The sequence below is a fragment of the Streptomyces sp. NPDC018964 genome, from assembly GCF_044390325.1.
GTDB lineage: Bacteria > Actinomycetota > Actinomycetes > Streptomycetales > Streptomycetaceae > Streptomyces.
On sequence record NZ_JBIRYZ010000014.1, the window covers coordinates 93,879 to 107,177 of the forward strand.

Sequence of the window (13,299 nt, forward strand, 5' to 3'; positions counted from 1 at the left end):
GTCCGGCGCGTCACACGGTGTGACCGTCGGCCGCCCCGGGGCCGCGCCGCCCGTCCGGCGGAGCCCCGGAGCGTGTCGGCCTCGGGTACGGGTCCGCGTCCCGTACCCGACCGGAACACACCGTTCACGGCCACGCCACCGACGGATGACCCGGTGACGCCCCCGTAGGATCGACACGAGCGATTGTTTTCGGCTCCGAGAACGTCCGCGTGAGGAACGATGACCGACCTGCGGAGGCAGTGGCACGATGAACACACCGTCCCGGCCCGGCGATGATCCGCTCGACGGAGCGGTGGAGGCCTTCCTGCGGATCCGGCCCCGTCTCTTCGGCATCGCCTACCGCATCCTCGGCAGCGTGGCGGAGGCGGAGGACGTCGTTCAGGACGCGTGGCTGCGCTGGCAGTCCACCGACCGGAGTGTCGTGCTCGACTCGGACGCCTTCCTGGCGAAGACGGCCTCGCGCCTGGCCATCAACGTGGCCCAGTCGGCACGGGTCCGCCGGGAGGCGTATGTGGGGCCCTGGCTGCCCGAACCGGTCGACACCAGTGTCGACCCGCAGGTGGGCGCCGAGCGCGGCGAGGCCCTCGAACTGGCCGTGCTGCTCCTGCTGGAGAAACTGAAACCGGTGGAGCGGGCGGCCTATGTGCTGCGCGAGGCGTTCGACTACCCGTACGACCGGATCGCGGGCATGCTGCGGCTGAGTCAGGCCAACACACGGCAGATCGTCAACCGGGCTCGCAAGCACCTGGGGGCCGAGCGCCGTGAAACGGTCGGCCGCGCGGAGCACCGGCGCCTGCTGGAGGCGTTCGTCGCGGCCGCGCAGACCGGCGACGTCGGTGCGCTCGAGGAGCTCCTGTCGGCCGACGTCGTCGCCTACGCGGACGGCAACGGCATGCGGGGCGTGGCACAGACCGAGGTCACGGGTCCCTGGCGGGTGGCCAAGATCAGTGCGTTCTCGGGCAAGTTCCTTCCCGGAGCCGAGTACAGCGTGGTCGAGGCCAATGGTCTTCCCGCGGGGCTGATCACCCAGAACGGCGTGGCCGCGGCGCTCATGCTCGCCTCCGCCGGACCGAACGGGATCGAGCGGATCTACTGGATCATGGCGCCGGACAAGCTCCGGGCGTACGAACGGTCGTCGGACAGGTTCGCCCGTCAGGCGTCCTGACGCGCTGTCGCGGACGGGCCGGGTGACGTGCCGCCGGGCACCTCGCGCCCGCGGCGCGGGCTGCTCAGGCGGCTCAGGCGGCGAGTTCGCGGGCGCGGGACACGGCGATAACCGCAGTCGACGAGCGTGACCGCGTCGCCCTCGCTCAGGACGACCCAGTTCGTGTCGCTGCCGTGGACCAGGTGGACACCGTCGGCGACCTGGACACGTGTGGTTTCCCGCATGACCTTCACAATCCGGTGGTGGTTGCCGGCACGACGGCGGGCGCGCGGTCCCGCGGTGCCCGCACGGTACGGGATCCATGTGCGTTGCCACACTACTTGCCAGCACAGCCAATCTATCGTGCGTCTCGGCGGACGATAACCGCAGGCCGGTACCCGCGGATGCGCGAACTGTTGGGCACAACATGGTGAACACTCTTTTCCCATTGTTTTGACTCGGCTATCGTTCCGGCGGGCCCGGGATCCCCGCGCCACCCTCCGTCTCGATCCGGGACGGCTTGCTCCAGCCCTCGCGGCGTCGCTCACCACACCATGCGCGACCCCGCAGGACTGTCGGGAAGTGAAAAGGCAGACACAGTGAATCACCGTAGACACCGGACCGCCCTGCCCGTCCTCATCGGGTTCGCCTCGGCCTGTCTGACCGGCTGCGACGCGGGCCTCGTGGGGCGGTCCGGTGCCGGCTCGGACGGTCAGGTGGTGGTCGGCATGTCGGACAGCGTCCTGGCCACGGACCCCGCATCCGGCTACGACCCGGGCTCATGGCTGGTGTTCAACAACGTCTTCCAGTCCCTGCTCAGCTTTCCCAACGGTGCGACGGAGCCCGTCCCGGAGGCCGCCGAGACGTGCTCCTTCACGGACCGGCAGGTGACGACCTACCGGTGCACGCTCAAGGACGGTCTGAAATTCAGCACGGGAGAGCCGCTCACCTCCGCGGACGTCAAGTTCACCTTCGACCGTATCCGGCGGATCGACGACCCGGCGGGGCCGGCGGTCATGTTCCAGAACCTGAAGAGCGTGCGGACGCCGGACGACGAAACGGTGGTGTTCCGGCTCCGGCTGCCCGACGCCACCTTCCCCAGCAAGATCGCGTCCGGCGCCGGCTCCCTCGTCAGCCGCGCGCACTACGACGCGAACGGCCTGCGCGGGGACGGCAAGGCGGTCGGCTCGGGCCCCTACAAGCTGGACTCCTTCACCAAGGACGAAGCGGTCTTCTCGGTCAACGAGGAGTACCGGGGGACGGCGGAGGTACGGAACAAGGGCATCAGGCTGAAGTTCTTCCAGGCCGACCAGGAAGCGCTGAAGGAGGCGCTCGTCGAAGGACGGGTGGATCTGGCGTACCGCGGCCTGAGCGCGAGTGACCTCGCCGGCCTGGAGGAGGGTTCCGGCGGCAGTGGGATCGACGTCGTCGAGGGCACCGGGGTCGAGGTACAGCACCTGGTCTTCAACATGAAGGATGCGGTGGCCGGCAGGCGCGGTGTGCGCAGGGCCGTGGCCCACCTCCTCGACCGCGACGCTCTCGTCAAGGAGGTCCACCGGGACACGGCGATACCGCTGTACTCGATCATCCCGTCCGGTATCGCCGGTCACAACACCGCGTTCTTCGACACCTACGGTGCCGCACCGTCGCGCACCGCCGCCGCGGCCGCCCTCAGGGCGGACGGCACCACCGGCAAGGTGAAGCTGACCCTCTGGTCCACACCGGCACGCTACGGACCCGCGACGGACCGGACACTGAAGGACATCGCCGGCCAGCTCAACTCCAGCGGACTGTTCGAGGCCGACGTCAAGTCGGTCCCGTTCGAGCAGTACGAGAAGGGCATACAGGCCGGCACCTACGGCGTCTACGTCAAGGGATGGGTCCCCGACTACCCGGATGCCGACAACTTCACCGCACCGTTCTTCGGGGAAGGGAACGTTCTGGGCAACCACTACCGGAACGCCACCATCACGGACACGCTCATCCCGCGCACCGCCGCCGAGCGGAACAGGGCCGCCACCAACGACGAGTTCGACCGCCTGCAGAACATAGTGGCGGAGGAACTCCCCCTCGTGCCGATCTGGCAGAGCAAGCAGTATGTGGCCGTTCGTGACGACATACGGGGCTACCAGTACTGCCTCGACGCGTCGACCGTCTTCCGCTTCTGGGAGCTGTACCGGAGCACCGACTGATCCGCCGGGACCGGCGGCGGTTCGGCGGTGGCCGTGACCACATGGGCACACCGATCCAGCACGGTGTGCCGTGTTGCCCGCACAGGTGACGGCGTGACGCTCACCGCCCCGCTCCGACCGTGTGATGCACAGCATGGTGTGACCACAGTGACTCGTCCTCGAAGCAGGCGGACCACTCCGTGACCGGCCGGGACGGCTAGAATCACATCGTTGGATCGCGGGCCACGCCGCGTCCGTTCGACGGCGATGGGCCCGTCGGCACAGGGGAGGACCCGTGCCGGACCGGACGCGAGGGCGAGGGCGCCACGCCGGGTCCGGTCGTCACGCTGGCGCGATCGAGGTGCGAGGAACATGGCCGCTTCGTCCATGAGTTCGGTGTGTTTCCAGGTTCCCGGCGAGGTCGCGCGGTCGGTGAAGCGCCTGCCCGGCGAGCTGGAGCGGCTGACCGCCCTGGTCCGGTACTTCGAGCGGTCCGCCGGGCCCGGTGAGGCACGGACTCCGTCCGAGAGCGCGGATGACGTCCTCCCCCCTACCGGGATCGAGCATGCCGCCGCTGCCCCGGCCCCGCAGACTCGGTTCGGCACGGACGCACCCGACCGCCTGGCCCCCGGGGAGCCGCCACGCGCCGTCGCGCGCATGGCGCTCACTCAGGACGCCCGCACCGACGACCTGAACCGGGACATCCTCCATGAGGAGCTGGACCGGCTCCGGCCGGCCGATCCCCGGGCCGCGCGCCTGCGGGCCGTCCTCGCCTCGTACGGCTTTCCCGGGCCGTCCGACGGGGCGCCGTCCTCCGACGCCCCGGAGACCGGCCGCACCGCCGACGGTGCACGCGACAGCGCCGCTCCGCCCCGGTCGGTGGGGCCCGCCGAGCTCAGGTCGGCTCTCGCCGAGATGAACGGCTTCGGTGTGTACCGGGTGACGGACGCCGGTCCCGAGGGGACCGCGTGGAAGGAACCGCTGCTGTTCGAGTCCGGTCTCAACCCCCTCCCCAAGGGCTCCGGCGGGCTGCGGAAATTCTTCTCCCGCAAATCCACGGCGCCGGCCGTCCGTGACCGCAATGCCGGACCACCGGTGCAGCCCCCCACCTCGGACGTGCCCGGCCACCTCCCCGTGGTGCGACTCGGCGACCAGGACATCGAGAGCATTCTCACGCGCCCGATCGTGCGAGGCCGCACGATCGGGATCAGTCTCCACGACGACGGCGACTGGTCCCTGCGAGAGCGCAACTGGGCGGACTTCGATCCCGGCAGTCAGGTCTATGCCTCGTACCCGTACATGGAGTTGATGACGCGGAGCGAGCCCTTTCCGTGGGCAGGACGCAAGGCGTTCTACGTCACCATGCACGGGCAGTACGACAGGGTGAAGGCGTATGCGCAGTCCGGTAATTCGCTCACGGTGACGATCCTGGACGCCTCCGGTCTTGCCCGCGTCGTGGAGGCCGACCCGGATTTCAGGCTCATGCGTCACTGGTACCCCGACCTTGAACTCGTACTGGTGATCTGCGAGTCCGGTCTCACCCGTGAGCACAGCCTGGCGCAACAGATGGCGGACCTTCTTGGCCTGACGGTTCACGCGCCCAACGGAAAAACCGCTCTTTCGTACTCGCAGCGACTCGGAGCGACAGCGCTCACCGTGTACTACCAGGGTGAGGATGCCGGAACCTTCCTCACCTTCTCACCCCGCACACACCGCGGCGGCCTCCCGCACGCCCGGCCGGTACACGCGGAAACGGCCGGCGGCCCCTCGGGGAGCAGCGCATCGCAGCCGCTGAACCCGGCTTCCCGCCTTCGCGGCGGTGCTCCGGATCTCGTGGCCGAGTGGCGCAAGGTCTCGTCCACGGGGGCGTTCATCCGGTCCGCGAAACTCAAGCTGATCGACGCCGCCGTCAGCAGCCTGTCCGGGGACCGCGAGAACGCCTCCCTCATGCGTGCGGTGCTCGCCGCCGTGGCCGACTGGCAGAAGGAGAAGGATCCGTCCAGCGACCGGTGGGAGGCGGTCGAGCGGCTGGGAGCGCAGGTCCGGGCGGAACTCGACGCGGCGGGCGGACCCGAGCGCCTCCTCCAGGAGCTGGTCCGGTCCCAGGTGCCGCCCGGGCGGCGGAACGCCGACAGTCTGTCCGTGGTCTACGGCGACGACGTGTTCGGGACGCGTGTGCTCCCGCCGGCGCCGGACTTCATGACGGTGGACGTCAGAGCCGTGCCCGCCGCGCGGATGTCCGGGCTGCTCGAGTGGCTCGACCTGCGCAGCGCCTCCCGGCCGGAGGCCATGGACGAGCATCGGGCCAGGTCGTTCCCCGCCCGGCCGGTGTCCCGGGGGCGGTACGCCGCACCGGGCCGCTCGCCCGGAGACCTCAGGGAGATACCGCACATCCAGCACCAGATCTGGTTCGGAGGTCCGCTGTTCGACGACGGGGCGGTGCGCGGCGAATTCCAGCGGATCATCGCCCGCAACACCGAGATGAACACGGGCTTCACATCCGTTCTGTGGACCGATGTCCCCCGTGAGGAGTTCATGCGTGCGGCCCGGTCCCGGAAGCCGTCGGGCGGGCGCCTCGCCGAAGTGGCGCAGATGCTGCGCTGGGCGAAGTCCTCGAACGTCCTGCTCCTCAACATCGACGAGCTGCTGTCCGAGCGGCAACTCGCCGGCCTACACCCCTCCGTGAGGAGGCTGGCGCGCTACGCCAGAGCCGAGCGTCTGCGGAACATGGGACCCGGCTACGCGTCGTCCAGCGACGCCACCAGGGCACTCGTCCTGTACCTCACCGGAGGCTTCTACAACGACGGTGACAACGAGATACGGCAGCCGCTCGGTGACTTCATGGAACAGGTGGCCGCATCCCGTGACGGCATCGCCCTGATCCGGAAGGAGACGGGGAAGACGGACATCTCCGCGCAGATCTCCGCCGCCGCCAACCCGGCCCTCCTCCAGTACATCGACGTCATGGCCGCAGGCGCCATGAAGAACCTGGAGGAGCTGTACCCGAGGCTCCTGGCGTACCTCGGTATGAGCGATATGGGCTCCGATCGTGTGAAGGACCCGGTCGTCCCGACAGAGGAAACCCTTCTCCGTACGAGCCACGCCCATCAGGACCTCGCCGGCAGGCTCGGGTACCGCGAGCGGACCCTGAGGTCCGGGGAACGGGTGTCCGCGCTGTCCCAGATGCTCGCCCTCGGCCCCGATCTCGTCGAGGCGGGAGAGGCGGGGAGCTGGCACGGGACACCGCCCCGTTCGCACGATCACGAGAACTGGCCCCTGGAGGTCGCCCGGTCCGCCGTGACGCAGATCCAGCGCGAGGTCATCAACCGGCGCGGTGTCGTCAACCTGTTCGTCGTCGGGGACATCGTCGACCAGGTGGCCGGGCCCCGGCGTCTCGACGTCTGGCGCGGCGCACTCGAGTTCGCGTCCCGGCTCCCCGTCGTACGCGACCGACTGTCCGGCTTCTCCGCCCTCCCGCCCGCGGGAAGGCTGGATTCCGTCCCGGCGGAGGTTCTGGCCGAGGTCCGCTCCCGGTTCCCGGCGGCCACGCAGTACCTGCCCGAGGACGATGCCTCGGACACGGAGAGCCTCCTCATGTTCGGGGACGGCACGGATCCCGGCCCCGCCGGCAACCGCCTCACCGGGGTGCGCGACCCCGTGATCAGAACGGCGCTCACCGAGAGCGACCACACGAACGCGCTGATGCGGCAGATCCTTCAGGACCGGCTCGACAAGCTGCCCCCGGACTCCCCGGACCGCGTCAAGGTGCTGGAGGCGCTCAGCACATACTCCCCCTCTCCCGTACGGCCCGAGGCGGAGGAATCCGGCATCGTCACCGGTGACACCGTTCCCGCCACCGGCCGCGACACCGCCGACGAGAACACGGCGGCGCCGGAACCCGAGGCGTCCGAGACACCGGCCACCGCCCCCTCCGCCACAACCGGTCCTCCTCCGGCCGGAAGGACGCCGGAGCGGCCCATGCCGTCGGCGCCGGAACTGCTGGCCGGACTCCGGCAGTACACGGTGGTCCCGGAGGTGAGCGACGACACGGCGACGGCCGTCACGGGCGTCGACCTGTTCGGGCGCTGGATTCCCCGGCCCACGCCCGACTTCCTGGGCGGGGTCGACTACGACCGGCTCACCCCCGAACAGGTCCTGCACTTCTTCGACCGGGTCGACCTCCTCGAGCGGACACCGACACCGGCGGAGATGGACCCGGCCGCATGGCGGACGGAGCAGTACGCCGGGAGCGTCGTGCGCCCCCCTGCCGGACGTCCCCTGACGGGCTGGTCGCCCGATCCTGCCGCACCCCCGCTCCCGGAGAGCGTCCGGCTGGGCATCCCGAGGATCTGGTTCTCCATCTGGCTGGGCGGTGTGCCGCAGCCCACCGGCCGCAGCGCGAGGTTCTGGACGTCGCTCGCGGCGAGCGCCGACGGACACCGCGACATCATGTTCGTGCTCCTGACCGACGTCACCCGTGAGGAGGTGGCCGCCGCGCTCTCCGCCACCGCCGAGCCGCACAGCCGGCGGGAGGCGAGTGTGCGGGGACTGGCCGCGCATGCGCGGGAACACGGGATCCGGCTCGTCAACGTGCACGAGCTGTACCACGCGGGGCACCCCATGCCCCTGCACAAGGAGTTCCTGTCCCGGCTGGCGCGCCGCAACGGACCGGGCATGGCGGCGGCCAGCGACATGCTCCGGCTGATGCTGCTGGACACCTTCGGCGCCATGTACATGGACGGCAACAAGACACTGCTTCCCGGGCGTGACCCCTTCCAGGAAGCCGTCGAAACCCCGACCCTGTTCACGTACTCGGAAGGCGCGAACTCCGCGTTCGTCGCTCCCGCCCGCCATCCTCTGACGCGCGCGCTTATCGAGGAGACCGGCCGTTCCTACACCAAGGACCAGACGACGCTCTACCGTGACGCCCTGAGCTGGCAGGGGATCGACAGAAGCGTGGGGGTGAACCTCTCGCGCAGAGTCCCGGTGGTGGAGCGGGCCGGCCCCTTCATGGTCGTACGCGCCCTGGTGAACGCCGGCTGGTCCATCCACCCGCGCACCCAGCTCCCTTACGGAGCCCCGCACGATCCGCATTTCCGTGACGTTCCCTCCGAGCACACCCCGGAAGGGAGCTGGATCTATTCCACCCCCTCCCCGGAGAAGTCCGAGCTGACGGACAGTCAGGTGTACGCGGTCGTCGCCGACATCACCGACACGCTGACCGCGGACCTGTACAACCTGCGCGGCCACCTGGACCTGACCGCCGTCGAGGAGGCGCTCGCCACACTGCCCGATCCCGAAGCCGGGCTCAGTGCCGCCCTGATGTACCTCGCCTCCCGCGAGGACCTCCGTACCCGGGTGCGAGGCTATTTCGGGCTCCAGCATCAGGCGGTCAAGATGGGCTCCGCCAGGCCGACGAGGAGGAAGGCCGAATTCCCCCATCTGGGGGTGGCCCGGCGCTTCCTCCACGACCTTCCCGCCCATCCCGCACTGATCGGCGATCGCGACGGCTGGTGGCTGCTGCACAAACAAGCCACCCGGGCCGTCCTGCTTCCCCCCGGCCGGGACCTCCCGACGCCCGCGGATCTGCGGACGGCGGACGCCGCCACCCGCCCCGACGGCTTCGGTCTGCACCGCCTGCCCACCGACCCCTGGACCGACCGCCGTCTCGAGGACGCCCTCGACCGCGTACAGCGGGACCCCGCCCTCACCGAGACGGAGCGGAAGGCCGCGCGCAAGGTCGTCACCAACGACGTGGCACCGGCGGGCCGGAACAGGCTGCGCTCCCCTCTGTGGTCCCCGGCGGTCCGGGAGGAGGCGCGGGCCCTGACGGCCGAGATCCTCGCCGACGACCCCCGGCTGGCCCTTCCGCGGGACTACGCGCCCGCTCAGCCGCTGCCCTTCCCCGAGGGCGTGGAAGAACGGATCCTTCCGCTTCACCACGGCCGGCCGATGCCCCGGCCCGTGCTCGCCGCGGTCGTCCGGGCCATCGTGCTCTCGCACGGCGCGGAGACGGACGGGGCCGTACCACGGGCGGACGACGGTGTCGCGGCGGCCCGTTCCCTCACCGCGTCCGCCAGGGACCGGTACGGGGCCGTGGGCGGGGGCTCGGCCCCCCTCCCCGCCCCGTTCGACCTCCCCGCCGAGGACGCCGGGGCGGACACGGCCGAGCAGCAGTCGGACCCGGGCATCGGCGAGGAGTGGCTTCGCGCCTGGGCGGCCTCCCGCAACTGGACCACCGAATTCGCCCTCGCGCAGTACGAGCAGGCCTCCGGGATCGTCTACAGGGCGCTCAACTACCACCTGACGATCGGTCAGGGAGAGGTGGAGACGGAATACCGCGGACTGCTGCGGCACGTCGTCGCCGCGGTGACGGACGCCAGAGCCGGGGCCTAGACCACGGGCAAGGGCAAGGAGCCGGAGCATTCCGCCCCGTACGAGTACGACGAGAAGGTCGCCTCCCGCCTGGGAGCGGTCTTCGACGCCCTGCACCTGTTCCATCAGGCGGTCACGGAGTCGGCGGGAAAGACCGCTTCGGATCATTCGACCTGGGTGGCGGACATGGAAGTCATGGTGGAGTACGCGTCCCAGGACGCGGTGGAGGTGGTCCCCGGCCTGGACGTACGGAAGGTCTGGCTCCTCTACAAGCACCATCGCGCCCTCGACCGCCCCAACGGTGTGCACGCCTACATTCCGGGCGAACCGTACCCCGGGTCACACGCTGTGGACCCCGCCGCCGAACGGGTCACGGACGGTCCGGAGACCGGGACCGAGGACCGGGCCGGCACACCCTCGGACGTCTCCGCCCGGGCGGACGCCGACGCGCTCGTCGCGGCCTTCGCCGAGGAGGTCCGTCCCGCACTGCGGGTGTGGACCGGGCCGCTCGACGATGAGCTCGACAGGCTGACGAGGGTGCTGGAGGCTCCCGGATCACGGTCGCTGGTGTTCGGCACGTCGACGGGGAACCCGGTGTGGGCCGTGAACATGGGGGGCGAGCTCAGGTGGATGACGGCGGCCATGCAGCCGGCGGAGACCCCCCTGGCGGCCGACGGCCCCCTGCTGTCGATCGACATCGACAGCCACGGCCGACTCACCGGTCCGGCGGCTCAGCGGCTGCGGGAGGGAGGAGGGGGGCCCACGCCTGCGAAGACGGGATTCTGTGACCTGACCCCGGGCGCCGACCTGTCACGCGTCCTGGGATGGCGTTCCTGAACACACGTCGGCCGCCGCAGACCATGCGTCGCGATGGATCAGACAGAACCCGCCAACAGTTGTTAGAGTGCACAACGTGGCAATCGGTGGCGTCAATGTGTCGGAGCCGAGCGGACCTCCTCGGTGACGGTGCGGGAGCGGTGCCTCGTCGCACCGTGCGACACCCCCTCCCTGGTCGTGCGGGCTCCCGCCCTCCCGGCGCGGTCACCGGTTGCCCGTCCGCTCCTCACGGGACGGTCAGCCGGAAGGTGTGACCGCCTCACCACTGTCGGATGCCTTGACGGTCAAGCGGGTAAAGGTACGCGCACATGTCTCTGGTCCGGTCGGCCGCCCTGCGGAATTTCCGGCACTGTGTGGAAGGGCTCGGCGGTGACGCGCTGGAGTACGCCCGGCTGGCCGACCTGCCGCCCGGGGCGCTCGACTCCGACGACCTCCTCGTCGACGACCGCTCGGTGGCGGCGATACTGGAGATCGCGGCGGCGAAGCTGGGCCGTCCGGACCTGGGGCTGCGGGTGGGCGCGGCACAGGAACTGGGGATGCTCGGGACCCTGGCGGTCGCCATCCGGAACTCCTCGTCCGTCGCGGACGCCATGGAGTGCATCTCCCGGTACATGTTCGTGCACGGGCGCGAACTGAGCCTGTCCGTGCTCGCCGACCCCGACCGCGTCCCCGGCGTGGTGGCGCTGCGCTACTCGTGCGGTGCGGGAAGGGAGCCCCTGCCGCAGGCCGTCGACATGACCATGCTCTTCATCCACCGGATGACGGCGTACCTCGTGGGCGATCGCTACACACCGCACACCGTCGACCTGACCCACCGGCCCACGGCCTCACCCGAGACCTACGCCGACGCCTTCGGCGCACCGGTGCGTTTCGCCCGGTCCCACGCCGACCTGCGCGTTCCGGCGAGCCTGCTGTCCCAGCCTCTGAAGAACGCGGACGGGTCCCTGCGGCGGCAGGCGCTGCAGTCGCTGTCCGGCCGGTACGGGCGACCGGACACCCCGGCGGCGGACCGGGTGCGCGCCGTCCTCGGGAAGTCCCTCGACATGGGCGGGACGACCCTGCCCCAGGTGGCCCGCGTCCTGTCGCTCCACCCCAGGACCCTGCAACGGCAACTCGCCGCGGAGGGTTGTACGTTCGCGACGATCCTCGACGACGCCCGCCGCGACCGGGCCCGGCACTACCTGACGGAGACGGACATGCCGATGTCACAGATCAGCGGTCTCCTGGGATTCTCCGACCAGGCCGTCCTGAGCCGCTGCGCACGGCGCTGGTGGGGATGTCCGCCCACCGGCGTGCGGCGTGAGGCCGTGAAGAGGCGGACCCTTCTGGCGTCGTGGGAACGTCCCGGCCGGCGACCGCGGCCGCGGGGGACACGGCCCCGCTGACCGGACGGGCCACCGGCACGGGCGGAGAACCCGGTTCCGTTGGCCGGTGCGTGACGTGAACCCGTGGCGCCCGGACGCCACCGGTTCCGGTCCGCCTCCGGTACCTCGGAGACGGACCGGAGAGCCCTTCGGCGCCGGGATGCCGGACGCCTCCCGCGCCGGTCACGCCGCGGTGTGCTCCTCCCCGGGCAGGGACAGGCCCAGCCGGATCTGGCTCTCCGCCGTGGCCACGATCGTCTCCTCGACGCCCCGGGGATTCCAGCCCAGTACCTTGGCAGGGGATCTCCGACAGGGCCGGACCCTGTGGGCCCGCACGGGCCTCATCACACGGGACGGTGTCTCGGACCGGATCCGGACACCCGGTACCCTCCCGGTGTCCGGTGCTCACAGGACGACCTTCCGGTGCGCGTCGATCAGTTCTCCGATGCGCCGGTCGGTCTCCCGGGGAACGCTGTGCTCGTTCTTGAGGAGGGTGGCGATGAGCCGTCCCAGTTCGGTGCTCTCCTCGGCGGTGAAACCGAGGCGGGTCATCTCCGACACTCCCAGGCGCAGGAAACCGTCGACGTTGATCCGGTGCCGTCCGAGGTGGTCGCGCAGCCTGCGGGCCTCGTCCAGGGGGAAGTCCATGAGCACCTGGTGGCAGTAGGTCCGCTCGGGGAAGTTCCGCGCGCCCGTTCCCCGCAGCGGTATCCCCTCGTCCCGCAGTGCCGCGGCGACGCACCGCGCGTTGACGACCACCTGCCGGGCGTAGTCGCGCCAGGGCGTCTCCTCCAGCACGATCGCCGTCGAGGCGATGCGCGCCAGGTGCGGGTTGCAGATCAGGGTCGGTCCGTTCAGGGGACGGAAGTTGGACAGGACCTCCACCCGCCGGTGCACCTCCTCGTCGTTGGTGAGGACGAGGCCTCCCTGCGGACCCGGGAAGGTCTTGTGCGTCGAGCCGAGCAGCAGGTCGGCGCCCTCGCGCAGGGGATCCTGGTATTCGCCGCCGGCGATCAGTCCGAGGCTGTGCGATCCGTCGTAGGCGACCAGTCCGCCGTAGGAATGGACCACCTCGCTGATCTCGCGCACCGGCATCGGGTAGGTGACGATCGACGAGCCCAGGACGACCAGCGGGGGGCGTTCCGCCCGCAGCAGGGACACCGCCGCGTCGAGGTCGATCTGCCAGTCCTCGTCGGAGAAGGGCAGGGGGAGGGACCGGCGGTCGAAGGCCGCGTAGTCGAGCGGATAACCGCCCCCGGGAAAGAACGGGGGGGACCCTTCCCACCTGGTCACCGGTTCCGGAGAGGGCGAACACGGCCGCCAGCAGACTCACGTTTCCCGAAATCGGTGACAGATTGGCGTACCGTGCGCCGAACACCTCGCACGCGAGGCGAGTCGCGTATTCGGT

At 70.4% G+C, this 13,299-nt stretch carries 7 protein-coding genes and 1 pseudogene; 5 read left to right on the forward strand and 3 right to left on the reverse strand.

Features of this window, described 5'->3' with window-relative positions:
• The first annotated feature begins 247 nt into the window (after window positions 1-247).
• Entirely contained in the window at window positions 248-1,165 is a 918-nt protein-coding gene (locus tag ACH5AO_RS23660) for a sigma-70 family RNA polymerase sigma factor (RefSeq protein WP_398927729.1), read from the forward strand.
• Between the two features lie 107 nt (window positions 1,166-1,272).
• Here ACH5AO_RS23660 and ACH5AO_RS23665 read toward each other — a convergent pair.
• Window positions 1,273-1,389: pseudogene (locus tag ACH5AO_RS23665) on the reverse strand (MBL fold metallo-hydrolase); the annotation flags it as partial.
• A gap of 354 nt (window positions 1,390-1,743) precedes the next feature.
• Here ACH5AO_RS23665 and ACH5AO_RS23670 point away from each other — a divergent pair.
• From ACH5AO_RS23670 to ACH5AO_RS23685, 4 genes are all read left to right on the forward strand, one after another.
• Complete coding sequence (locus ACH5AO_RS23670) at window positions 1,744-3,336, forward strand: ABC transporter substrate-binding protein (RefSeq protein WP_398927731.1); 1,593 nt, start codon at window positions 1,744-1,746, stop codon at window positions 3,334-3,336.
• Window positions 3,337-3,687: 351 nt separating this feature from the next.
• Window positions 3,688-9,711 (forward strand): hypothetical protein, encoded by a 6,024-nt coding sequence (locus ACH5AO_RS23675; RefSeq protein ID WP_398927733.1) that lies wholly within the window; start codon window positions 3,688-3,690, stop codon window positions 9,709-9,711.
• A 156-nt stretch (window positions 9,712-9,867) separates the two neighbouring features.
• Window positions 9,868-10,527, forward strand: coding sequence for a hypothetical protein (locus ACH5AO_RS23680; RefSeq protein WP_398927735.1), 660 nt, complete (start codon window positions 9,868-9,870; stop codon window positions 10,525-10,527).
• Between the two features lie 308 nt (window positions 10,528-10,835).
• Entirely contained in the window at window positions 10,836-11,912 is a 1,077-nt protein-coding gene (locus ACH5AO_RS23685) for an AraC family transcriptional regulator ligand-binding domain-containing protein (RefSeq protein WP_398927737.1), read from the forward strand.
• A gap of 162 nt (window positions 11,913-12,074) precedes the next feature.
• Here ACH5AO_RS23685 and ACH5AO_RS23690 read toward each other — a convergent pair whose 3' ends face one another.
• Window positions 12,075-12,227: a hypothetical protein gene (locus ACH5AO_RS23690; RefSeq protein WP_398927739.1), complete on the reverse strand. Its 153-nt coding sequence runs from the start codon at window positions 12,225-12,227 to the stop codon at window positions 12,075-12,077.
• A 69-nt stretch (window positions 12,228-12,296) separates the two neighbouring features.
• A complete protein-coding gene (locus ACH5AO_RS23695) occupies window positions 12,297-13,184 on the reverse strand; it encodes a hypothetical protein (protein ID WP_398927742.1) in 888 nt (295 codons plus the stop codon).
• Between the last annotated feature and the right edge of the window lie 115 nt (window positions 13,185-13,299).